General features: G+C 60.3%; 19 protein-coding genes. 13 read left to right on the plus strand and 6 right to left on the minus strand.

The window, feature by feature from the left end:
• Positions 1–215: 215 nt before the first annotated feature.
• Together GIW69_RS24345 and aptA are read right to left on the minus strand one after the other, a co-directional pair.
• Positions 216–1709: a CoA-acylating methylmalonate-semialdehyde dehydrogenase gene (locus tag GIW69_RS24345; RefSeq protein WP_236485320.1), complete on the minus strand. Its 1494-nt coding sequence runs from the start codon at positions 1707–1709 to the stop codon at positions 216–218.
• A 144-nt stretch (positions 1710–1853) separates the two neighbouring features.
• On the minus strand, positions 1854–3203 hold the full coding sequence (gene aptA / locus GIW69_RS24350; RefSeq protein ID WP_236485321.1) for an omega-aminotransferase AptA: 1350 nt from the start codon (positions 3201–3203) through the stop codon (positions 1854–1856).
• A 139-nt stretch (positions 3204–3342) separates the two neighbouring features.
• Between aptA and GIW69_RS24355 the strand changes: the two genes are divergently transcribed.
• From GIW69_RS24355 to GIW69_RS24385, 7 genes are all read left to right on the plus strand, one after another.
• Positions 3343–4263, plus strand: coding sequence for a LysR family transcriptional regulator (locus GIW69_RS24355; RefSeq protein WP_236485322.1), 921 nt, complete (start codon positions 3343–3345; stop codon positions 4261–4263).
• Positions 4264–4429: 166 nt separating this feature from the next.
• The gene (locus tag GIW69_RS24360) at positions 4430–5818 is read left to right on the plus strand and encodes a nucleobase:cation symporter-2 family protein (RefSeq protein WP_236485323.1); all 1389 of its coding nucleotides are present in this window, start codon (positions 4430–4432) and stop codon (positions 5816–5818) included.
• Between the two features lie 88 nt (positions 5819–5906).
• A complete protein-coding gene (locus GIW69_RS24365) occupies positions 5907–6557 on the plus strand; it encodes a TetR/AcrR family transcriptional regulator (RefSeq protein ID WP_236485324.1) in 651 nt (216 codons plus the stop codon).
• A gap of 7 nt (positions 6558–6564) precedes the next feature.
• Positions 6565–7146, plus strand: coding sequence for an IMPACT family protein (locus tag GIW69_RS24370; RefSeq protein ID WP_236485325.1), 582 nt, complete (start codon positions 6565–6567; stop codon positions 7144–7146).
• Positions 7147–7720: 574 nt separating this feature from the next.
• Positions 7721–9280, plus strand: coding sequence for an ABC transporter ATP-binding protein (locus tag GIW69_RS24375; RefSeq protein ID WP_236485326.1), 1560 nt, complete (start codon positions 7721–7723; stop codon positions 9278–9280).
• Between the two features lie 25 nt (positions 9281–9305).
• Positions 9306–10412, plus strand: coding sequence for an ABC transporter permease (locus GIW69_RS24380; protein WP_236485327.1), 1107 nt, complete (start codon positions 9306–9308; stop codon positions 10410–10412).
• The gene (locus GIW69_RS24385; RefSeq protein WP_236485328.1) at positions 10412–11338 is read left to right on the plus strand and encodes an ABC transporter permease; all 927 of its coding nucleotides are present in this window, start codon (positions 10412–10414) and stop codon (positions 11336–11338) included. Before GIW69_RS24380 ends, GIW69_RS24385 begins: the two co-directional genes overlap by 1 nt.
• Before the next feature lie 56 nt (positions 11339–11394).
• On the opposite strand, the gene GIW69_RS24390 is transcribed toward GIW69_RS24385, so the two are convergent.
• Positions 11395–11841 (minus strand): hypothetical protein, encoded by a 447-nt coding sequence (locus GIW69_RS24390; RefSeq protein ID WP_236485329.1) that lies wholly within the window; start codon positions 11839–11841, stop codon positions 11395–11397.
• Between the two features lie 83 nt (positions 11842–11924).
• Between GIW69_RS24390 and GIW69_RS24395 the strand changes: the two genes are divergently transcribed.
• The 3 genes from GIW69_RS24395 to GIW69_RS24405 all read left to right on the plus strand — a co-directional run bounded on the left by GIW69_RS24395 (position 11925) and on the right by GIW69_RS24405 (position 14530).
• Positions 11925–12275, plus strand: a complete 351-nt coding sequence (locus GIW69_RS24395; RefSeq protein ID WP_236485330.1) for a MerR family transcriptional regulator — start codon at positions 11925–11927, stop codon at positions 12273–12275.
• Positions 12276–12300: 25 nt separating this feature from the next.
• The gene (locus GIW69_RS24400) at positions 12301–12987 is read left to right on the plus strand and encodes an SDR family oxidoreductase (protein ID WP_236485331.1); all 687 of its coding nucleotides are present in this window, start codon (positions 12301–12303) and stop codon (positions 12985–12987) included.
• Positions 12988–13171: 184 nt separating this feature from the next.
• A complete protein-coding gene (locus GIW69_RS24405) occupies positions 13172–14530 on the plus strand; it encodes an 8-oxoguanine deaminase (protein WP_236485332.1) in 1359 nt (452 codons plus the stop codon).
• A gap of 49 nt (positions 14531–14579) precedes the next feature.
• Here the strand turns inward: GIW69_RS24405 and GIW69_RS24410 are convergent, their stop codons facing one another.
• Positions 14580–15671 (minus strand): calcium:cation antiporter, encoded by a 1092-nt coding sequence (locus GIW69_RS24410; protein WP_236485333.1) that lies wholly within the window; start codon positions 15669–15671, stop codon positions 14580–14582.
• Between the two features lie 275 nt (positions 15672–15946).
• On the opposite strand from GIW69_RS24410, the gene GIW69_RS24415 reads away from it, so the two are divergent.
• From GIW69_RS24415 to GIW69_RS24425, 3 genes are all read left to right on the plus strand, one after another.
• Positions 15947–17020 (plus strand): BMP family ABC transporter substrate-binding protein, encoded by a 1074-nt coding sequence (locus tag GIW69_RS24415; protein ID WP_236485334.1) that lies wholly within the window; start codon positions 15947–15949, stop codon positions 17018–17020.
• Positions 17021–17162: 142 nt separating this feature from the next.
• Complete coding sequence (locus tag GIW69_RS24420) at positions 17163–18128, plus strand: 2-oxoglutarate and iron-dependent oxygenase domain-containing protein (protein WP_236485335.1); 966 nt, start codon at positions 17163–17165, stop codon at positions 18126–18128.
• Between the two features lie 82 nt (positions 18129–18210).
• Positions 18211–19164 (plus strand): adenosine deaminase, encoded by a 954-nt coding sequence (locus GIW69_RS24425; protein WP_236485336.1) that lies wholly within the window; start codon positions 18211–18213, stop codon positions 19162–19164.
• A 116-nt stretch (positions 19165–19280) separates the two neighbouring features.
• Here GIW69_RS24425 and GIW69_RS24430 read toward each other — a convergent pair whose 3' ends face one another.
• Positions 19281–20663 (minus strand): MFS transporter, encoded by a 1383-nt coding sequence (locus tag GIW69_RS24430; protein ID WP_236485337.1) that lies wholly within the window; start codon positions 20661–20663, stop codon positions 19281–19283.
• A gap of 127 nt (positions 20664–20790) precedes the next feature.
• Positions 20791–21525 (minus strand): ArsR/SmtB family transcription factor, encoded by a 735-nt coding sequence (locus GIW69_RS24435; RefSeq protein WP_236485338.1) that lies wholly within the window; start codon positions 21523–21525, stop codon positions 20791–20793.
• Positions 21526–21736: the final 211 nt, after the last annotated feature.

The following is a 21736-nucleotide window of genomic DNA, read 5'->3' on the forward strand; positions in this document are numbered from 1 at the left end:
AGGCTTCGATGATCTGAAGCCAGTCGCTGTCGAAAACTGCTTAACTCATTGTTTACCAAGGAGTTTTCCGTTTCGACTGCGCCGGAAGTGGGGCGAATTATAGACACTCAGATTTTGCCGTCAACACCTAATTTCATATTTCTGTCATATAGGTCAAAAAAGCCCCGAAACGCGAAGGCCGACCTCTAGAGGTCGGCCTTCTGCACTTCTATCTATTACAAGCTAGGAAATGCGAACTGCGAAGCTTCGTGGCTCGCACGCTGCGGCCAGCGCTGAGTAATCGCCTTGCGACGCGTATAGAAGCGCACACCATCCGGCCCATAGGCATGCAGATCGCCAAACAGCGAACGCTTCCAGCCACCGAAGCTGTGGTAAGCCACCGGCACCGGCAACGGCACGTTGACCCCGACCATACCGACTTCAATCTCGTCACAGAACAACCGCGCCGCTTCACCATCACGGGTGAAGATGCAGGTGCCATTGCCGTATTCGTGATCGTTGATCAGCTGCATCGCTTCTTCCAGACTGTTCACCCGAACGACGCACAACACTGGCCCGAAGATCTCTTCCTTATAGATGCGCATTTCAGGAGTGACGTTATCGAACAGGCAGCCCCCGAGGAAGAAGCCTTCTTCGTGACCGGCAACGCTCAACCCGCGACCATCAACCACCAGTTTCGCGCCCGCCGCCACGCCGTCTTCGACATAGCCGCTGACCTTGTCCCGCGCCTGACCGGTCACCAATGGCCCCATGTCCAGACCACACGAAGTGCCCGCACCAATTTTCAGTGCCTTGATTTGCGGCACCAACTTGGCCACCAACGCATCGGCCACCTGGTCACCCACGCACACGGCCACCGAAATCGCCATGCAGCGCTCGCCGCAAGAACCATAAGCCGCGCCCATCAGCGCGTTCACGGCGTTATCCAGATCCGCATCCGGCATTAGCACCGCATGGTTCTTCGCGCCACCGAGTGCCTGGACACGTTTGCCGCGCTTGGTGCCTTCGGCGTAAATGTATTCGGCAATCGGCGTCGAACCCACAAAACTCAGCGCTTTGACTTCCGGCGCTTCGATCAGCGCATCCACCGCCGTCTTGTCACCGTGCACCACGCTCATCACGCCTTTCGGCAAACCGGCTTCCAGCAGCAGTTGGGCGATCAGCAATGTCGAACTCGGGTCACGCTCGGACGGTTTGAGAATGAAGCAGTTACCGCAGACGATCGCCAGTGGATACATCCACAGCGGCACCATGGCCGGGAAGTTGAACGGCGTGATACCCGCCACGACGCCCAGCGGCTGGAAGTCAGACCACGCATCAATGTTCGGGCCGACGTTGCGGCTGTACTCGCCCTTGAGGATTTCCGGGGCCGCGCAAGCGAACTCGACGTTCTCGATCCCGCGCTTCAATTCACCGGCGGCGTCTTCCAGGGTCTTGCCGTGCTCTTCGCTGATCAGTTGCGAGATCCGCGCTTCGTTCTGCTCCAGCAGTTGCTTGAAACGGAACATTACCTGTGCGCGTTTCGCCGGTGGCGTATTGCGCCATGCCGGGAACGCAGCCTTGGCCGCGTCGATAGCGCTTTGAATGGTTTCGCGGCTGGCCAATGGCAGTTTGTGGATCGCTTGACCGGTAGACGGGTTGTACACATCGACCGCGCGACCGTTCTCGGTCACCAGTTCGCCATTGATCAAATGCGGAATAACGCTCATCGAAAACTCCTGAATTTTATTCAAAGGGCGCCCACCGAGGAGCGCCTTCTATATATAGATAGCTTTGAGTGAGGGCCGAACGGCACCGGCGCGCTTATGTACGCCTTCGCGAGCAAGCTCGGCTCCTACAGATCCTGCAAAAAGTCAGTCGAGCTTGTTCAGCACTTCGCCGACCGCGTCGAACAGACGATCAAGGTCTTGTGGCTTGCTGTTGAAGGTTGGGCCGAACTGCAAGGTGTCGCCGCCGAAGCGCACGTAGAACCCGGCTTTCCACAACGCCATGCCCGCTTCGAACGGACGCACGATTGCATCGCCATCACGCCCGGCAATCTGAATCGCCCCGGCCAGACCATAGTTACGAATGTCGATGACGTGCTTCGAACCTTTCAGGCCATGCAGCGCATTTTCAAAATGCGGTGCGACTTCAGCCACGCTCTGCACCAGGTTTTCCTTTTGCAGCAGATCGAGTGCCGCCAGGCCAGCGGCGCACGCCACCGGGTGTGCCGAGTAGGTGTAGCCATGCGGGAATTCCACCGCGTATTCCGGCGTCGGCTGATTCATGAAGGTCTGGTAGATCTCGGAGCTGGCAATCACCGCGCCCATCGGGATCGCGCCGTTGGTGACTTGCTTGGCGATGCACATCAGATCCGGGGTCACGCCGAAGCTGTCGGCGCCGAACATCGAACCGGTACGGCCAAAACCGGTGATCACTTCGTCGAACACCAGCAGGATGTTGTGCTGATCGCAGATCTCACGCAGACGTTTCAGATAACCCTGCGGCGGAACCAGCACGCCAGCGGAACCGGCCATCGGCTCAACGAACACCGCAGCGATGTTCGAGGCGTCGTGCAGCTCGATCAACTTCAGCAGCTCATCGGCCAGCGCGATACCGCCCTGTTCCGGCATGCCACGGGAGAACGCATTGCTCGCCAGCAAGGTGTGTGGCAGGTGATCGACGTCCATCATCGATTGGCCGAACAGTTTGCGGTTTCCGTTGACGCCGCCGAGGCTGGTGCCGGCGATGTTCACGCCGTGGTAGCCACGGGCACGACCGATCATTTTGGTCTTGGTCGATTGACCTTTCAGGCGCCAGTAGGCGCGCACCATTTTCACGGCGGTGTCGGCGCACTCGGAGCCGGAGTCAGTGAAAAACACGTGGTTCAGGTTGCCCGGGGTCAACTCGGTGATTTTCTCGGCGAGCTGGAACGACAGCGGATGACCGTACTGGAAGCCCGGCGAGTAATCGAGAGTGCCCAGTTGTTTCGAGACGGCTTCCTGGATTTCCTTGCGGGTATGCCCGGCGCCGCACGTCCACAGACCAGACAGTGAGTCATACACCTTGCGGCCCTTGTCGTCGATCAGCCAGCTGCCTTCGGCGCCGACGATCAGACGCGGGTCGCGTTGAAAGTTACGGTTGGCGGTGTAGGGCATCCAGTGCGCGTCCAGTTTCAATTGACTGGCCAGTGGCGACTGAGCGTTTTCAGGCATGTTCATCGGGCAAAACCTCGCAGGGCATCAGCATCAGGGAGATAGAAAGCGTTGTTGCAGCTAAATTGCCACGGCTATAGAGTCGGTGAAATCCAACTCTTCTAACCTTCGGTTAGACAATTACTAAACATTGAGCGTGCCCCCCATGAGCAGCCGTCGTCCCGATCCATTGGCCCAGGTCAGCGACTTTGACATCCGCTTGCTGCGGATTTTCCGCAGCGTGGTGGAGTCCGGCGGATTTTCCGCAGCGGAAACCGTGCTCGGCATCGGCCGTTCGGCGATCAGCCAGCAAATGAGCGATCTCGAACAACGTCTCGGTCTGCGCCTGTGCCAACGGGGACGCGCCGGTTTTTCCCTGACCGAAGAAGGCCGCGAGGTCTACCAATCGGCCTTACAACTATTGAGCGCGCTGGAAAGTTTCCGCACAGAGGTCAACGGCCTGCACCAACACCTGCGCGGCGAATTGATCATCGGCCTGACCGATAATCTCGTCACCCTCCCCCATATGCGCATCACCCACGCCCTCGCGCAACTGAAGGAGCGCGGGCCCGACGTGCAAATCCAGATCCGCATGATCTCGCCCAACGAAGTCGAGCAAGGCGTGCTCGACGGTCGTCTGCATGTCGGCGTGGTGCCGCAGGCCAGCGCATTGTCCGGGCTGGAATACCAGCCGCTTTACAGCGAGCGCTCGCTGCTTTATTGCGCGGTTGGCCATCCGCTGTTTTATGTCGATGACAAGCAATTGGACGACGAGCGCCTTAACAGTCAGGACGCCATTGCCCCGACGTTTCGTTTGCCGGCGGAAATTCAGGCGCATTACCAAGCGCTCAACTGCACTGCCAGCGCCTCCGACCGCGAGGGCATGGCGTTTCTGATTTTGACCGGGCGTTACATCGGCTATCTGCCGGATCACTACGCCAGTCTTTGGGTTCAGCAGGGACGCCTGCGTGCGCTGAAGGCCAAGACGCGTTTTTATGATTTGAGCCTCGCATCGGTCACGCGCAAGGGGCGGCGCCCACATTTGGTGCTGGAAAGTTTTCTGGAGAGTCTGGCGGCGACGCGTTGAAAATAAAATCGACGCAAAGTGATGCCGAGCTACAAGCGGCAAGATCAAAGGATCGTAGCCTTCGGCAGCTTCTACAGTTGATCGTCGTGGAGGTAAATTTCTGAGCAACTGGTCAGCTTTTTGCAGGACTGGTGTAAAGCGCCCTCTATATAGAAGAACTACACCCATGCAGCCAGATTCCGAACCGTCCAGCGAATTGATCTACGGCCTCAATGACCGCCCCAACCCCCTCGCCGCGATTCTCGCCGCCTTGCAACACGTGCTGGCCAGTTTCGTCGGCATCATCACCCCGCCGCTGGTGATCGGCTCGGCTCTGGGATTGACCGCGCATTTGCCTTACCTGATTAGCATGGCGCTGATGGTGTCCGGCGTCGGCACGTTCATTCAGGCGCGCCGGCCGTTCGGCATCGGTGCGGGGATGATCTGCCTGCAAGGCACCAGTTTCGCCTTTCTCGGCGCAGTGCTCTCGGCCGGATTTCTGGTCAAGCAACGCGGCGGCAGCCCGGAAGACATTCTGGCGATGATTTTCGGCGTGTGCTTTTTCGGCGCGGCGGTGCAGATCGTCCTCAGCCGTTTCATCGGGCAATTACGTCGCGTCGTTACACCGCTGGTGACGGGGATTGTCATCACCCTGATCGGCGTCAGTCTGATCAAGGTTGGCATCACCGATCTGGGCGGAGGCTTCAATGCGGCGGACTTTGGCGCACCGGGCAATCTGGCGCTGGGCGTGTTCGTGCTGCTGACGATTATTCTGCTCAACCGCTCGAATACGCCGTGGGTGCGGCTTTCAGCGATCATCATCGGTTTGGTATTGGGCTGTGTGGCGGCCTGGTTCAGTGGAAAACTGATTCCGCAGGCATTGCCTGACTTGCCGTTGGTAAGTCTTCCCACACCGTTCAAGTTCGGATTCAACTTCGACTGGACGGCGTTCCTGCCGGTCGCGCTGATTTATCTGATCAGCACCGTCGAAACCGTCGGCGACCTCACCGCCAATTGTATGCTCGCCCGCCAGCCGATCAGCGGCCCTTCTTATATAAGCCGGTTGCGCGGTGGCGTGCTCGGTGACGGCGTGAGCTGCATGATCGCCGCCACCTTCAGCGCGTTCCCCAACACCACGTTCGCGCAGAACAACGGCGTGATCCAGTTGACCGGCGTCGCCAGCCGTTACGTCGGCCTCTATATCGGCGCGATCCTGTTCTGCCTCGGCCTGTTTCCCTCTATCGGCGCGGTGTTGCAGCAGATCCCAAAACCGGTGCTCGGCGGTGCGACTCTGGTGATGTTCGGCAGTGTCGCGGCGGCCGGCGTGCGCATCCTCGCGCAGTCGCCGCTGGACAGGCGCAGCATGCTGATTATCGCCACCTCATTCGGCGTCGGCCTGGGCATTGCCGCGCAGCCGAACCTGTTGCACCTGCTGCCCAAGCTTGTGCAAAACCTGTTCGACTCGGCGATCACCAGCGGCGGTCTGACCGCAATCATCCTTTGCCTGTTGTTGCCGGAAGCGAAAACCGCGACCACCGAAAACGCCGCCACACTGGACAAGATCGAACAGGCGTAACGGTTTTATCGACTCAGGGGTTGTCGGATGCCTGTGGGTGCGCTATCAACGCAACTGGTAGCGCCCACAGACAACCCCGGAATTGCCCATGACCTTTGAAGTCCCAGCCCACGGCGGCAAACCCGCCAGCCGCATTCGTCAGAAAAACGAAGAGACCATCATCAAAGCCGCCGAGGACGAGTTCGCCCGTCACGGGTTCAAAGGCACCAGCATGAACACCATCGCCCAGAATGCCGGGCTGCCGAAGGCGAATCTGCATTACTACTTCACCAACAAGCTCGGCCTGTACGTGGCGGTGCTGAGCAACATCATCGAGTTGTGGGACAGCACCTTCAACACCCTGACCGCCGAAGACGATCCGGCCGAAGCGCTGAGCCGCTACATCCGCGCCAAAATGGAATTCTCCCGCCGCCAGCCGCAAGCCTCGCGCATTTTCGCCATGGAAGTGATCAGCGGCGGCGAATGCCTGACCGAATATTTCAATCAGGACTATCGCGCCTGGTTCCAGGGCCGCGCGGCGGTGTTCCAGGCCTGGATCGATGCGGGCAAGATGGATCCGGTCGACCCGGTGCACCTGATTTTCCTGCTCTGGGGCAGCACTCAGCATTACGCCGACTTCGCCACGCAGATCTGCCGAGTCAGCGGTCGCAGCAAGTTGACCAAACAAGACATGGAAGACGCCGGCAACAATTTGATTCGCATCATTCTCAAGGGCTGCGGCCTCAACTCTTCCTTATAAGACGTCTATGCCCTTCACCCTCAGCGACATTTGCGATTACCGCGAAGAGATTCGCAAAAGCCGCTTTATCACTTTCGCCGCGCCCATCGCCAGCCCTGGCGATGCGCAAGCCTTTATCGAACAGCACAGCGACTTGAACGCCACACACAACTGCTGGGCGTGGAAGCTGGGCGGCCAATACCGCAGCAACGACGACGGCGAACCCGGCGGCACCGCGGGTCGGCCGATCCTTGCAGCCATCGAAGCACAGGATTGCGACCAGGTCGTGGTGCTGGTGATTCGCTGGTACGGCGGCATTCAACTGGGCACCGGCGGTCTGGCCCGGGCCTATGGCGGGGGCGCGAACAAGTGCCTGCAAGCGGCGGCGAAGATCGAGTTGATCAGCCGTGTGCCGGTGAGTTGTGCCTGTGGTTTTTCCGAGTTGGCGTTGGTGAAGCTGCGTGTCGCCGAAGCGGGCGGATTGGTGGTGGACGAAGCATTCACGGCCAATGGTGTCGAGTTGAAGCTGGCGGTGGGCGAGGCGCAGATTGGAGGGTTGCAAAAGCAGTTGGCGGATTTGAGTCGGGGACGGATTTTGCTGGAGCGGTGAATAAGATCAAAAGATCGCAGCCTTCGGCAGCGCTTACAGGGGTGCGATTTTTTGGGGCGTTACGCCTATCCATCATCGCCGTCACTTGCCCACATCCGCTGTGCACCCGACTGTGGATAACCTGAGCACACTCCCCTGTAACCCTTCTGTCATGCGGCTTTGCGCGATTTGTTCACTTTTCGTTCAATTCACCCGACGAAACGCAAATCCCACGCAAAAACAGTTATTTAGCCGCGCATATTGCCTTTAGAAGAAAGCACCGCAGCGCTTATATCCACGATTGCAGCTTGCACACAAATACTGTGGAGCAACCTGTGGATAACCCGTTCATGGCTGCCGCTGTTGCCGGTTCTGTATGGTTCCGAGTCATTTGCTCGTTTTTTGATCAGTTTAACGCGGGCAAATTTGGAGCCCAGACTATGGCTTTGCTCCGAATTGGTGCCCATCTGTGTTGCGTTTTTGAGCGCACGGCTCTGCATTGAGCTTCGCGGCACTGGGCCACAGCGCATTCCTGACCTGATGGCCAGGAAATTGCTTTATCCACAGGCACAACGCCAAGCGAGCCGAGCCTGTCATGCACTCTCCGTTACCGAACAGCGATTCAACCCCGCGCCTGCAATTGCGCCACATCAGCAAACGCTACCCCGGTTGCCTGGCCAACGACGCCATCGATCTGACCATCGCCCCCGGTGAAATCCACGCCCTGCTCGGCGAGAACGGCGCCGGCAAAAGCACGCTGATGAAGATCATCTACGGCGTCACCCAAGCCGACACTGGCGAAATGCTTTGGCAAGGCCAACGCGTGAACATGCGCAACCCGGCTCAGGCGCGGCAGTTGGGGATCGGCATGGTGTTCCAGCATTTCTCGCTGTTCGAAACCCTCAGCGTGGCGCAGAACATTGCGCTGGCGATGGGCGCAAAAGCCGGGACACCGAAACAACTCGAACCCAAGATTCGCGAAGTGTCGCGGCGCTACGGTATGGCGCTGGAACCCGAGCGACTGGTTCACAGCCTGTCGATCGGCGAGCGGCAACGGGTCGAAATTGTTCGCTGCCTGATGCAGGACATTCGCTTGTTGATCCTCGACGAGCCAACGTCGGTGCTGACTCCGCAAGAAGCCGATGAGTTGTTCATCACCCTGCGCCGACTCGCAGCCGAGGGCTGCAGCATTCTGTTTATCAGCCACAAACTCGGCGAGGTGCGCGCGCTATGCCACAGCGCCACGGTGCTGCGCGGCGGGCGCGTGGCCGGGCATTGCGTGCCGGCCGACTGTACGGATCGAGAACTGGCGCAGTTAATGGTTGGCGAAGCGGCGGCGTTAATCGGCGAGTTCCCGAAGGTCGACGGCGGTGCCGTGTTCCTCGACGTGAAAGGGCTGAATTGGCACAACCCGGATCCGTTCGGCTGCTCGCTGGCAGGCATCGATCTGCAAGTGCGCAGCGGAGAAATCGTCGGCATCGCCGGAGTGGCGGGCAACGGTCAGGATGAATTGCTGGCGTTGCTCAGCGGCGAACAAACACTGGCGCGCGATGCCGCCACGACCCTGCGCTTCGGTGACCAGGCCGTTGCTGATCTGCGCCCGGATGCGCGGCGTAAACTCGGCCTGGCCTTCGTCCCCGCCGAACGCCTCGGCCACGGCGCGGTGCCGGAACTGAGCCTGGCCGACAACGCCCTGCTCACCGCTTTCCAGCAAGGCCTGGTCAGCCACGGTTTGATCGAACGGGGCAAAGTCGAAACCCTCGCGCAAACCATCATCGAGCGCTTCGGCGTGAAAACACCCGACACGCAAACCGCCGCCCGCAGCCTGTCCGGCGGCAATCTGCAGAAATTCATTCTCGGCCGGGAAATCCTCCAGCAACCGAAGCTATTGATTGCCGCGCACCCGACCTGGGGCGTCGATGTCGGCGCCGCCGCGACTATCCATCGTGCACTGATCGCCCTGCGCGATGCCGGTGCGGCGATCCTGGTGATTTCCGAAGACCTCGACGAACTGTTCCAGATCAGCGATCGCCTCGGTGCGCTGTGCGGCGGGCGTATGTCGGCGCTGCAAAACACTTCGGACACACAACTCAGCGATGTCGGCGGCTGGATGGCCGGCCAGTTCGATCACTCACTTTCATCGGCCACGGTTTAACACCAAAGTTTAACGGAGCTTTCCCATGTTGCTTTCCCTCGAACCCCGTGGCCGGCAATCGCGACTCATGCTGTGGTGCTCGCCGTTGCTGGCGGCGGTGCTGACCCTCGGATGCGGTTCGCTGCTGTTCATCGCGCTCGGCCACGATCCGTTGCAAACCTTGCACACGCTGCTGATCGCTCCAGTCAGCGACTTGTACGGCGTCTCCGAATTGCTGGTCAAAGCCCTGCCGATTCTCCTCTGCGCACTGGGCCTGGCGGTGGCGTATCAGGCGCGGATCTGGAACATCGGCGCCGAAGGCCAGTTGCTGCTCGGCGCCCTCGCCGGCAGTGCGTTGGCGGTGAATATCATCGGCCTGCAAAGTCGCTGGGCGCTGGCGTTCATTCTGCTCACCGGCACCGCCGCCGGCGCAGCCTGGGCAGGGCTGACCGCGTGGTTGCGCACGCGCTTCAACGCCAACGAAATCCTCACCAGCATCATGCTCAATTACATCGCGCTGAACCTGCTGCTGTTCTGCGTGCATGGGCCATTGAAGGATCCCGCCGGGTTCAATTTCCCCGAATCGGCCATGTTCGGCGATGCCAGCCGTTTGCCGTTGTTGATGGAGGATGGCCGGGTGCACGCCGGGGTGTATTTCGCCCTGCTCGCACTGGTCGCGGTGTGGGTGCTGTTGCAGAAAAGCTTTGTCGGTTTCCAGATCAAAGTGCTCGGTCTGGATAAACGTGCGGCCGGGTTCGTCGGCTTTCGCGAGAAGCGCCTGATCTGGCTCGCGTTGTTGATCAGCGGCGGTCTGGCCGGGTTGGCCGGGGCCTGCGAAGTGACCGGCCCCATCGGCCAATTGGTGCCGCAGGTGTCGCCGGGTTATGGCTACGCGGCGATCACCGTGGCGTTTCTCGGCCGACTCAATCCCATCGGAATCCTGTTTTCCAGTCTGCTGATGGCGCTGCTGTACATCGGCGGCGAGAGCGCGCAAATGAGCCTGAACCTGCCGCAAGCCATCACCCAATTGTTCCAGGGGATGATGCTGTTTTTCCTGCTGGCCTGTGACGTGCTGATTCTCTATCGGCCACGCCTGAACCTGCGCTGGGCGCGTCGCACCCCAGCCACCGCCGTACACGCTGGAGCGCTGTGATGGATATCGATCTGCTGAGCAATATTTTCTATGCCATGGTGCGTTGCGGCACGCCGCTGCTGTTGGTGGCGCTGGGTGAATTGATCTGCGAGAAGAGCGGCGTGCTCAACCTCGGGCAGGAAGGCATGATGCTGTTTGGCGCGGTGATGGGTTTTATCGTCGCCTTCAGCACCGGCAACCTGTGGCTCGGCGTGTTGCTGGCGATGCTTGCCGGGATGCTGCTGTCGTCGCTGTTTGCGTTGGTGGCGCTGGTGTTCAACGCCAATCAGGTAGCTACCGGGCTGGCGCTGACGATTTTCGGCGTGGGTCTGTCGACGTTCGTCGGCGCGGCGTGGGTCGGTAAGCCGCTGGCCGGTTTCGAACCGTTGGCGATTCCTTATCTGAGCGATATCCCCCTGATCGGGCGGATGCTGTTTGCCCAGGATCTGCTGGTGTATCTGTCGTTCGCGCTGTTTGCGCTGGTGGCGTGGGTGGTCATGAAAAGCCGCGTCGGCCTGATCATTCAAGCGGTCGGCGAAAACCCGGATGCGGCTAGCGCCATGGGTTTGCCGGTGCTCGCCGTGCGCACATCGGCCGTGTTGTTCGGCGGCGCGATGGCCGGGTTGGCCGGGGGGTATCTGTCGTTGGCATATACGCCGATGTGGGCGGAAAACATGACCGCCGGACGCGGCTGGATTGCGTTGGCGCTGGTGGTGTTCGCCAGTTGGCGGGTGTGGCGCTTGCTGCTCGGCGCGTACTTGTTCGGGCTTGCCAGCATCCTGCATCTGGTGGCGCAGGGGTTGGGACTGGCAATTCCGTCGAGTCTGCTGGCGATGCTGCCTTATGTTGCGACGATTTTGGTTTTGGTGTTGCTGTCGCGCGATGCGGTGCGCACACGGTTGTATGCGCCGGTGTCGTTGGGGCAGCCGTGGCAGGCGGGGCATTGATGTAAATTCAATGGCCCTCATCGCTGGCAAGCCAGCGCCCACAGGTTTAGCGGTGATCACATATTTCGAGTCGGCCGCAAACCTTGTGGGAGCTGGCTTGCCAGCGATGAGGGCCGAACGGGCAACACCTGAGCAACGCCCCACGCCAATTCAGAAAACAAGAAAACCACCAGCAAAGCACTGGCACCGTGCAACAGTGCATAAACCTGCCACGCGGCAAACAAAAACCGCGCTACCGCGTCATACCGCCCGTAAACCGCCTGCGGATCACGAATCCGCAGCACCGCCCAGACGCACACCAGCGACCCCAACAGATTCGCCATCAGCATGTGCATCGGCGAAAACGCCGGCAGCTCACCGGGCAGGTTCAGTCCATGACTGGTCGCCGTCAAAACCCCATGCAATAACGCAAAACTCCACGGCGTGGCAAACGCCGCCGTGACGATCAAGTCGTACCACGCACTGCCCCGCACCAACCGCTGATACTGCGCTGAAGTCCACATGTCTCATGCTCCGAAAAATCCAGGAGCACCCACGGTAAAGCCTGGAGTATGCTCCAGGGTCAAGCCCTCTTGAGACACCCCCCATGCGCATCGGTGAATTAGCCCTGGCCAGCGCCGTCAGCCGTGACACCCTGCGCTTCTATGAGCAGCGCGGACTGATCGCGGCGCAACGCAGCGCCAACGGTTATCGCGACTATCCGCCGGAGATGCTGCAATTGGTGCTCTACATCAAGACCGCCCAACGCCTGGGCTTTACCCTCGGCGAGATCGGCAGCAGCGTCGCCGCGTTGTGGCAAGCACCCGATCCGGACAGCGCCGTGACGCAGTTACTGCGCGATAAACTCCAGTTGATCGAAGCCCGCATGAGCGAACTCGGCGAATTGCGCCACCAATTGCAGCAACGCCTCGGCCAACGCTGTCCATTAAATCCGTGATCCTCATTCATCAAGGAATCCCCACATGTCTACGGCAAAAACCGCACTGATCATCGGCGCTTCCCGAGGCTTGGGCCTCGGGCTGGTGAAAACCCTGTTGGCCGATGGCTGGAAGGTCACCGCCACGGTGCGTAATCCGGCGAACGCCGAAGCCCTGCGAGCGCTGGGCGATGTGCGCATCGAAAAACTCGACATGGACGATCAGCAAGCCGTGATCGCCCTGAGCCAGCGGCTCAAGGACGAAACACTCGACCTGTTGTTCGTCAACGCCGGGGTCAAAGGCCCCGACGTGCAAACGCCGGGCGGCGCGACGCTGGCCGAAGTGGGCCAGTTGTTTTTCACCAATGCCGTGGCGCCGATCAACCTGGCCCAGCGCTTCGCCGGGCAGATCCGCGATGGCAGCGGCGTGCTGGCGTTCATGAGTTCGGTACTCGGTAGCGTGACCATGCCCGACGCGCCGGAACTGGCGCTGTACAAGGCGAGCAAAGCGGCATTGAACTCGATGACCAACAGCTTCATCAGCCAACTGGGCGAGCAGAAAATCACCGTGCTGTCGCTGCATCCAGGCTGGGTGAAGACCGACATGGGTGGCGACGGCGCCGACATTGACGTGCAGACCAGCACGCGAGGGCTGGTGGATCAGGTCAACGCGTACACCGGCAAGGGCGGCCATCACTTCGTCAATTACAGAGGTGAAACCATTCCCTGGTAAACCGTGTAGGAGCTGCCGCAGGCTGCTCCTACACGAAGGTGATGTTGTCTGGTCGGGTTGGGGTTGCCCGTGTCCGCGTTTTAATTGAAACTGCGCACCTCGCCTCCCCGGCGACCCTGGATCAGCAGACAGGGCAACACTGAGCTGGCAACCCTGAACCCACTTTCAGAGGAGCCGGCCAACAATGCCTGCCATCCGTACCTGGTTAAAAAACCCCCTCGCCATTTTCACGGCCAACGAGCTTGATGCCCGTGGCGGTCTGGTGCTGCAAGACGGCGTGATCGTCGAAGTGCTCGGCGCCGGACAGCAACCGTCCGCGCCGTGTCAGGAAGTGTTCGATGCCCGCGAGCATGTGATCCTGCCTGGCCTGATCAACACCCATCACCACTTCTACCAGACCCTGACCCGCGCCTGGGCGCCGGTGGTCAATCAGCCTTTATTCCCGTGGCTGAAAACCCTGTACCCGGTGTGGGCACGGCTGACCCCGGAGAAACTTGCCCTCGCCACCAAAGTCGCACTGGCCGAACTGTTGCTGTCGGGCTGCACCACCGCCGCCGACCATCACTACCTGTTCCCGGACGGTCTGGAAAACGCCATCGACGTGCAAGTCGATGTCGTTCGTGAACTGGGCATGCGCGCCATGCTCACCCGTGGTTCGATGAGCCTCGGCGAGAAGGACGGTGGTCTGCCGCCGCAGCAAACCGTGCAGGAAGGCCAGGTGATTCTCGACGACAGTCAGCGCCTGATTCACGAGTACCACGAGCGCGGCGACGGTGCGCAGATCCAGATCGCGCTGGCGCCGTGCTCGCCATTCTCGGTGACCCCGGAAATCATGTCGGCCAGTGCCGAACTGGCGAACAAACTCGATGTGCGCCTGCACACGCACCTGGCGGAAACCCTCGACGAAGAAGATTTCTGCCTGCAACGTTTCGGCCTGCGCACCGTTGATTATCTGGACAGCGTCGGCTGGCTCGGCCCGCGCACCTGGCTGGCCCACGGCATTCACTTCAACCCCGACGAAATCGCCCGCCTCGGCCAGGCCGGCACCGGCATTTGCCACTGTCCGAGCTCGAACATGCGTCTGGCCTCCGGCATCTGCCCGAGCATCGACCTGACCGATGCCGGCGCGTTGTTCGGTCTGGGCGTCGACGGTTCGGCGTCCAACGATGCCTCGAACATGATCCTCGAAGCCCGCCAGGCGTTGTACATCCAGCGTCTGCGTTACGGCGCCGAGAAAATCACCCCGGAACGCGTATTGGGCTGGGCGAGCAAAGGTTCGGCGAGTTTGCTGGGCCGTACTGACATCGGCGAACTGGCCGTGGGCAAACAAGCGGATCTGGCCTTGTTCAAACTCGATGAACTGCGTTTCTCCGGCAGCCACGACCCGATTTCCGCGCTGCTGCTGTGCGGCGCGGATCGTGCGGATCGGGTGATGATCGGCGGCAAGTGGCGGGTGGTTGATGGGCAAGTCGAGGGCCTGGATCTGAAAGGCCTGATCGCCGATCACAGCCAGGCTGCACGGCAGCTCATCGCCGGTACCTGATCCACCCTGCTCGCTTGCTCGTTCCCACGCTGAGCATGGGAACGAGCAGTTACAAGCCCAGCAGGGACAGCATGATAAACGTCGCAAACAACACGAAGTGAGTCATGCCTTCGATGGCATTGGTTTCGCCGTCATTGAGGTTGATCGCACTGACGATCAGGGTGATGAAAACCATCACGGTCTGCACCGGTGTCATCGCCATCTGGAACGGCTGGCCGGTGTAGAGCGCCATCGCTTCCATCACCGGCACCGTCAGAATCACCGTCGACAACGACGCACCCATCGCAATATTGACCACCGACTGCATCCGATTGGCCAACGCCGCACGCAATGCTGTGAGGATTTCCGGCGCCGCCGAAATGGCCGCCACCAGGATCGCCGTGATTACCGGCGGTGCGCCTGTCGCTTCCAGCCCGAGATCGAGGGTCTTGGACATCACCTCGGCCAATGCGCCGATCACCACCACGCCAAACACCAGAATGCCGACCGACAGCGTCAGGCTGACCGGTTTCGGTGCTTGTTCGATCGGCTCTTTCTTGCGACGCTTTTCCGGGTAGCTGTAGCTGAAAAAGTAACTGTGCGGCCCGACTTGCATGCGCAGGAACAGCGTGTAAAGCAACACCATCGCGCCAATGGTGAACGCTGAATAAATCTTCCAGTCCGCTTCAGGAATGAACTCCGGCACCACCATCGACACGCCCATGGCGGTGAGGATCATCACGCTGTAGCTGCGCGCCGAATCGTCGTTGTAAGACTGTTCGCCATGCTTGATGCCGCCCATCAGCGCGGCCAGGCCAAGAATGCCATTGATGTCGAGCATGACTGCCGAATAGATCGTGTCGCGCACCAACGTGGGCGAGGCCTCGTTGTTCATCATGATCGCCAGGATCACCACTTCCACCAGCACGGCGGCAAGGGTCAGGATCATCGTGCCGTAGGGATCGCCGACTTTTTCCGCGAGCAGCTCGGCCTGATGGGCAACGCGCATGGAGGCGGCGACGATGAAGGCAATCAGCACCAGCCCTGAGATCAGCGCGACGATCTGGCCGCTGTGGAGCATCCAGTGTTCCAGCGGATAAGCGACACACGCGGCGATGACGGCCAGCAGCAGAAAGGTTTCTTGCTTGAGGATGTTGAACATGGCGGGCCTTTTTGCCGAAAGAAACGAATGAGTTACTGACTGCGTGGCGGCGCTAACGTTTCGTTACACCTTAGCGCACCAGTGAATGGCGTGAAGCTGATGAGTTGCACTGCGTTGGTTCCAGCGCTGAAAAGATCGCAGCCTGCGGCAGCTCCTGCAGGAGTCCGCGAACCATGTAGGAGTTGCCGCAGGCTGCGATCTTTTGATTTTGTTGTCCTGTTGGTCAGCAATTTGCATTGCCTCTGCCCACACACAACAAAATGGAGTTCGAGTTCATGCAAATACGTCCGCTGCACAAACTGCTGTGCGCTGCTTTCGGTCTCGGGATCAGCCTGAGCGCCAGCGCCGCCGATCCATTGAAAGTCGGTTTCGTCTACATCGGCCCTATCGGCGACCACGGCTGGACGTATCAGCATGAACAGGGCCGCAAGGTGCTGGCCGAAAAGCTCGGCGACAAAATCACCACCAACTACGTGGAAAACGTCGCCGAGGGCGCCGATGCCGAGCGGGTGATCCGCAACATGGCCAAGGACAACTACGACCTGATTTTCACCACGTCCTTCGGCTACATGAACCCGACGCTGAAAGTCGCCAAGCAATTCCCCAAGGTCACCTTCGAACACGCCACCGGTTACAAGCAGGACAAAAACCTCGGCACCTATCTGGCGCGCACCTACGAGGGTCGTTACGTCGGCGGCTTCCTCGCGGCGAAGATGACCAAGACCAAAAAGATCGGCTACGTCGCCTCATTCCCGATCCCGGAAGTGATCCGCGACATCAATGCCATTCAACTGGCCTTGAACAAGTACAACCCGGGCACCGAAATCAAAGTCGTATGGGTCAACTCCTGGTTCGATCCGGGTAAAGAGGCCGATGCCGCCAACGCACTGATTGACCAAGGCGTGGACGTGGTGTTCCAGCACACCGACAGCCCGGCGCCGATTCAGGCTGCCGAACGCCGTGGCGTCTACGCGGTGGGTTACGCCTCGGACATGGCGCACTTCGGACCGAAAGCGGTACTGACGTCCATCGTCAACGACTGGGCGCCGCACTACATTCAGGCGACCCAAAGCGTGATCGACCACACTTGGAAATCCCAGGATTACTGGGGCGGTTTGAAAGAAGGCACGGTTGAATTGCCGATCAGCGATCTGGTGCCGGCACCGGTGAAAGCCGAGGCCGAGCAGATCATTGCTGACATCAAGAGCGGCGCGTTCCACCCATTTACAGGGCCGATCAAGGATCAGGCCGGTGTCGAGAAAATCCCGGCCGGCGTGAACGCGACCAACGCGGAACTGGCGTCGATGAACTATTACGTGGAAGGCATGAAGGCCGAGATGCCGAAGTAACCTGCGCCACAACACCGTACCTGTGGGAGCTGGCTTGCCAGCGATGAGGGCCATCACAATCAACCTCGTCGTTGTCTGTCAGACCGCTATCGCTGGCAAGCCAGCTCCCACAGGGTTCAGCAGTGTTTTTCAAGGATCGCGTATGGATCAGCTTCCGATCATCGACATCGCCCCGCTCTACCGCGACGATCACGACGCCTGGCAAATCGTCGCCACGCAAATCGACCACGCCTGCCGCGAATGGGGCTTTTTTTACATCAAGGGCCATCCGATCAGCCCTGAGCGCATCGCCACAGTGCTCGACCACACCCAACGCTTCTTCGCTCTGCCCGCCGCCGAAAAGCTCAAGATCGACATCACCCGGACCCGCCATCACCGGGGCTACGGCGCCATCGCCACGGAACAGCTCGACCCGAGCAAACCGAGCGACCTGAAAGAAACCTTCGACATGGGCCTGCACCTCCCCGCCAATCATCCCGAAGTGCTCGCGGAAAAACCCTTGCGCGGCCCGAACCGGCATCCGGCGCAACCGGGTTGGGAAGCCCTGATGGAGCAGCATTACCTCGACATGCAGGCGCTTGCGCAAACCCTGCTGCGGGCGATGACATTGGCGCTTGGCATCGAGCGCGATTTTTTCGACAGCCGCTTCAATGAGCCGGTCAGCGTGTTGCGCATGATTCATTACCCGCCCCGCCACACCGCCAGTTCCGCCGAGCAACAAGGCGCTGGCGCGCACACCGATTACGGCTGCATCACCTTGCTCTACCAAGACACCGCCGGTGGCCTGCAAGTGAAAAACGTCAAAGGCCAGTGGATCGACGCGCCGCCCATCGACGGCACTTTCGTGGTCAACCTCGGCGACATGATGGCGCGCTGGAGTAACGACCGTTATCGCTCGACGCCGCATCGGGTCATCAGCCCGCTGGGCGTGGATCGCTACTCGATGCCATTCTTCGCCGAACCGCACCCGGACACGCGCATCGAATGCCTGCCCGGTTGCCAGGACGCACAGCACCCGGCGAAATATCCGACCACCACTTGCGCCGAATTCCTGCTGTCGAGATTCGCCGATACCTACGCCTATCGCCGAGAGCAGGAAGCCGTTTAATCAACCGGCTGGTCAGGTTTTGCCAAATGTTTCGGCGTACACCTGTAGAATGCCGTTCATCTGCACCTGATGAGAAAAGAATATGTACGACTGGCTCAACGCCTTGCCCAAGGCCGAATTGCACCTGCACCTCGAAGGCTCGCTGGAGCCCGAGTTGCTGTTCGCCCTGGCCGAACGCAACAAGATCGCCCTGCCGTGGAATGACGTCGAAACTCTGCGCAAGGCGTACGCCTTCAACAATCTGCAAGAATTCCTCGACCTGTATTACAAGGGCGCGGACGTGTTGCGCACCTCCCAGGACTTCTACGACCTGACTTGGGCATACCTGTTGCGTTGCAAGGCGCAGAACGTGATTCACACCGAACCGTTCTTCGACCCGCAAACCCACACCGACCGTGGCATCCCGTTCGAAGTGGTGCTCAACGGCATCGCTGCCGCACTGAAGGATGGCGAGCAGCAATTGGGCGTGACCAGCGGCTTGATCCTGAGCTTCCTGCGCCACCTGAGCGAAGAAGAAGCCGAAAAAACCCTCGACCAGGCGCTGCCGTTCCGTGATGCGTTCGTGGCCGTAGGCCTGGACAGTTCCGAGATGGGTCACCCGCCGAGCAAGTTCAAGCGAGTGTTCGACCGCGCCCGTGGCGAAGGCTTCCTGACCGTCGCTCACGCCGGTGAAGAAGGCCCGCCGGAATATATCTGGGAAGCCCTCGACCTGCTGAAAATTGAGCGCATCGACCATGGCGTGCGCGCCATCGAAGACGAACGCCTGATGCAGCGGATCATCGACGAGCAAATCCCGCTGACCGTGTGCCCACTGTCGAACACTAAGCTCTGCGTGTTCGATCACATGTCTCAGCACAACATCCTCGACATGCTCGAGCGTGGCGTGAAGGTAACCGTGAATTCCGATGACCCGGCGTACTTCGGCGGCTACGTCACCGAGAACTTCCACGCGCTCTACACCGATCTGGGCATGACCCAGGATCAGGCCAAACGCCTGGCGCAAAACAGCCTGGATGCACGGCTTGTGAAACCGTAGGGTCCAGCACATCCCATGTGGGAGCGGGCTTGCTCGCGAAGGCGTCGTGTCAATCAATATTGAATTGGCTGACACACCGCATTCGCGAGCAAGCCCGCTCCCACAGGGATTGGTGTTCAGCGCATTATTTCTGCCTCAGTCAACTCTTCCAGCGTCTTGCCCCGCGTCTCCATCCCGAACAGCCACACCACCGCCGCCGCAATCGCAAAGCACAACGCCCCTAGCGCAAACACCCCACCCTGGCCCATGACCGGAAACACCAGTCCGGTGACCAACGGCCCGAGCAACGATCCCACACGGCCAATTGCCGAAGCGAATCCCGAGCCCGTGGCGCGTGCCGAGGTCGGATACAACTCCGGCGTGTAGGTGTAGAGCACGGCCCACATGCCGAACAGGAAAAACTGCATCAACAAACCCGTCCCGATCAGCAACGCCACGTTGCCGCCAAACACCGCGCTTTGTCCATAGAGAAACGCCATCACCCCGCCGCCCAGCAACGTGACGATGCATACCGGTTTGCGACCCCAGCGCTCGACAAGCCACGCCGCCATGAGGAAACCGGGAATCCCGCCAAGGGAAATCAGCACCGTGTAATACACCGACTGCGTCACGGCAAAACCCGATTGCTGCAGCAACGCACCGAGCCATGACGTCAGGCCGTAAAAACCCAGCAGCGCGAAGAACCACAGGCTCCAGATCATCGTGGTGCGCTGGCGATAGAGCGGCGACCAGATCTGCTTGAGCGCGGAGAAGAAATTCCCCGGTGCCGTCACGGTTCGAGGCAAAAGCACCGGCTCAGGCAATGCCGCGCCGTTGAGGGACGCGCGCACTTTTTGCTCAATGGCGCTCAACACTTTGTCCGCCGCTTCATGGCGACCGGCCTGCTCCAGCCAGCGTGGCGACTCCGGAATGAAGAAACGGATCGCGAGGACAAACACCGCCGGCACCGCCAGCACCAGAAAGATGTCGCGCCAGCCAATCAGCGGCAGCAGGAAATACGACAGTACACCCGCCGCCACAAACCCCAGCGGCCAGAAACCGTCCATCAACGCGATGTACTGACCGCGCCGCTTGGCCGGGATCAATTCCGAAAGCATCGATTGCGCGATGGGAAACTCCATGCCCATGCCAATCCCCAGCAAGATACGGAACAACGTCAAGGTTTCCACCGTTTGCGCCGTCGAACACAGGTAACTGGCCAGTCCCCACAACACGATGCTCCACTGGAACACCGGTTTGCGCCCGAAGCGGTCGGCGAGCATGCCGGACAACGACGCGCCCAGCACCATGCCGAAGAAACTCGAACTGGCCAGCAACCCAGCCTGGGCGCTACTCAGACCGAACTCGGCTTTGATCGAGCCGAGCAGGAACGTCATCATCGCCAGATCCATGGAGTCGAAGAAGAACGCCAAGGCAATGATGATGAAAATGACCCGGTGATAACCGCTGATCGGCAGGCGTTCCAGCCGTTCCGCCGCGCTGAAGTGTCCCGTGTTCATGTGCCATCCCCCATCCGAAAAGTGTCCGGATCGAGTCTGAGCGATAACCACGCACGCCCATTGCTGGATGCGACCTGTTCGCAGTCATCGACGACGGCAGCACCCCGAACGCCGGCAGCCAAGTGCTCTAGAACGCCATTTCCAGCTCCGTGTCGCGTGCGAAGCGATGGATTTCCCGCTGTCCCGTCACGGTAAGCTGCAATACCCGAGAGTCGTTGGGCAACGTCAGCCAGCCCGATTGCATGAACAATTGCAGAAGCGCGGCGCCCAGCGAGCCCCCCATGTGCGGACGACGCTCGCTCCAGTCCGGGCATGCGCAAGCCACTTGCACTTTACGATGGGCCAACGCCTGGACGTACACGCCCCGCTTGGCCAGTTGCGTCGAACCTTTGAGTGTCACCACCACCCGTTGCTCGATCTGTTCGACCCAACCGGCATCGAGCAGGCGCTGGTACAGATCTGCCGCCAGCGTGCCGCCCAGGTGATCGTCGCAGAAACGGGCGCGCAACAATGACGAAGGCGCAGCCTGCGATTTGGCAATCGGTGTGGTGCGTTTGAAGACTTCGGGAATTGCCTGCGGTGCGCTGGCGATAGTGGCGCTGGCCAGGGCTTCGATGGCGGCGCCGACTTCCGGGGCGGCCAGACGGAAAAAGCGCTTGCGCCCCCGCGCCTCGACCTTCAACAGCCCTCCAGCGGATAACCGGCCAAGATGCGCGCTGGCTGACGACGGTGACAACCCCGCCAGCAGCGCCAGCTCTTCGGTCTGCCGGGCCGAGCCGTCCATCAGCGCCCACATCATCGCGCTGCGCTTGGGATCAGCCAGCAATGTGGCGATCTGGCTGATGCAAGGTGCATGTTCCATGTATTCACTCCCTGTTGAATCGTCTGTCTACTGCTCAGAGACATCTTGATCAGTAATGTTTCGTCGGCCAAGACGCGGAAACCGCCATGAACCAGGGCGAGGCAGGCCACTGGCGCAGCATACGGCGGAATGGAATCCACAGCGCTGGCGCGACCGGCACCCTGATTGGAGCATTCCGGTCTGATCGTGCCCGAGCCAGGGTGTCGGTGCA

The organism is Pseudomonas syringae (assembly GCF_021605415.1).
In the GTDB taxonomy this organism is placed as follows: domain Bacteria; phylum Pseudomonadota; class Gammaproteobacteria; order Pseudomonadales; family Pseudomonadaceae; genus Aquipseudomonas; species Aquipseudomonas syringae_S.

Bases quoted from the DNA above. Each gene is read 5' to 3' on its own strand.
- GIW69_RS24345 (WP_236485320.1), bottom strand. From the start codon at position 1,709: ATGAGCGTTATTCCGCATTTGATCAATGGCGAACTGGTGACCGAGAAC.
- aptA (WP_236485321.1), bottom strand. From the start codon at position 3,203: ATGAACATGCCTGAAAACGCTCAGTCGCCACTGGCCAGTCAATTGAAA.
- GIW69_RS24355 (WP_236485322.1), top strand. From the start codon at position 3,343: ATGAGCAGCCGTCGTCCCGATCCATTGGCCCAGGTCAGCGACTTTGAC.
- GIW69_RS24360 (WP_236485323.1), top strand. From the start codon at position 4,430: ATGCAGCCAGATTCCGAACCGTCCAGCGAATTGATCTACGGCCTCAAT.
- GIW69_RS24365 (WP_236485324.1), top strand. From the start codon at position 5,907: ATGACCTTTGAAGTCCCAGCCCACGGCGGCAAACCCGCCAGCCGCATT.
- GIW69_RS24370 (WP_236485325.1), top strand. From the start codon at position 6,565: ATGCCCTTCACCCTCAGCGACATTTGCGATTACCGCGAAGAGATTCGC.
- GIW69_RS24375 (WP_236485326.1), top strand. From the start codon at position 7,721: ATGCACTCTCCGTTACCGAACAGCGATTCAACCCCGCGCCTGCAATTG.
- GIW69_RS24380 (WP_236485327.1), top strand. From the start codon at position 9,306: ATGTTGCTTTCCCTCGAACCCCGTGGCCGGCAATCGCGACTCATGCTG.
- GIW69_RS24385 (WP_236485328.1), top strand. From the start codon at position 10,412: ATGGATATCGATCTGCTGAGCAATATTTTCTATGCCATGGTGCGTTGC.
- GIW69_RS24390 (WP_236485329.1), bottom strand. From the start codon at position 11,841: ATGTGGACTTCAGCGCAGTATCAGCGGTTGGTGCGGGGCAGTGCGTGG.
- GIW69_RS24395 (WP_236485330.1), top strand. From the start codon at position 11,925: ATGCGCATCGGTGAATTAGCCCTGGCCAGCGCCGTCAGCCGTGACACC.
- GIW69_RS24400 (WP_236485331.1), top strand. From the start codon at position 12,301: ATGTCTACGGCAAAAACCGCACTGATCATCGGCGCTTCCCGAGGCTTG.
- GIW69_RS24405 (WP_236485332.1), top strand. From the start codon at position 13,172: ATGCCTGCCATCCGTACCTGGTTAAAAAACCCCCTCGCCATTTTCACG.
- GIW69_RS24410 (WP_236485333.1), bottom strand. From the start codon at position 15,671: ATGTTCAACATCCTCAAGCAAGAAACCTTTCTGCTGCTGGCCGTCATC.
- GIW69_RS24415 (WP_236485334.1), top strand. From the start codon at position 15,947: ATGCAAATACGTCCGCTGCACAAACTGCTGTGCGCTGCTTTCGGTCTC.
- GIW69_RS24420 (WP_236485335.1), top strand. From the start codon at position 17,163: ATGGATCAGCTTCCGATCATCGACATCGCCCCGCTCTACCGCGACGAT.
- GIW69_RS24425 (WP_236485336.1), top strand. From the start codon at position 18,211: ATGTACGACTGGCTCAACGCCTTGCCCAAGGCCGAATTGCACCTGCAC.
- GIW69_RS24430 (WP_236485337.1), bottom strand. From the start codon at position 20,663: ATGAACACGGGACACTTCAGCGCGGCGGAACGGCTGGAACGCCTGCCG.
- GIW69_RS24435 (WP_236485338.1), bottom strand. From the start codon at position 21,525: ATGGAACATGCACCTTGCATCAGCCAGATCGCCACATTGCTGGCTGAT.